The organism is Nocardia nova (assembly GCF_002933465.1).
Lineage (GTDB): Bacteria > Actinomycetota > Actinomycetes > Mycobacteriales > Mycobacteriaceae > Nocardia > Nocardia nova_B.
Genome location: NZ_PSZE01000103.1, coordinates 1 through 615, shown reverse-complemented (window position 1 = coordinate 615; position 615 = coordinate 1). Strand labels below are relative to the sequence as shown.

General features: G+C 64.9%; 1 protein-coding gene and 1 pseudogene. Both read right to left on the bottom strand.

The features are described from left to right. Window positions 1-155: pseudogene (locus C5E41_RS35840) on the bottom strand (acyl-CoA dehydrogenase family protein); the annotation flags it as partial. Window positions 156-235: 80 nt separating this feature from the next. After that, a partial coding sequence (locus tag C5E41_RS33030; RefSeq protein WP_258081424.1) for an aldolase/citrate lyase family protein occupies window positions 236-615 on the bottom strand: 380 nt, incomplete at its 5' end.

Here is a 615-nt window from a genome sequence, read left to right as displayed (position 1 = left end):
CAGCCGCCGTCCCACTGGGTGCGCTGCCAGGCCAGATCGAATTCCCGGATGCCCGCGTGATCGCGGGGCCGCGGCTCGGTGGGCTTGTGCTCGCGCAGCCACGTGCGGACCTCCTCGCGGAACTCCAATTGTTCCTTCGTGAAGTCCAAATCCATCGGTAGACCTTTCCTCGTTGCCTCTCCGGCACGTCCAGTATAAGTGACATTACTGTCAGATGTGATGCTGGGGCGGGAAATCAGGTGTCGTTCCGGTAGGTCTGAGCCAAGGCCTCGGCCCCGCGCGCGAGCAGCGTCACGTCGGCGCCGACGAGAACGAACGAGGCACCCGCAGCGATGTATCGCCGGGCGGTGGCTGGATCGAACGCGTTCACGCCGGCGGCCACGCCCGCACCATGAAGGCTCCGCAAGGCACCCTCGATGGCCTCGACAACCGGGCGTGCCTGCGGATTGCCCAGATGGCCGAGCGAGGCGGCGAGATCGGCTGGCCCTATGAAGACCGCATCGACGCCCTCGACCCCGGCAATGTTCTCCAGTTCGGCCAGACCCGCCGCGGACTCGATCTGGACGGTAATCGAAATCGCCCCATCCGCAGTGGATAGATAGTCAGAAATGCGAT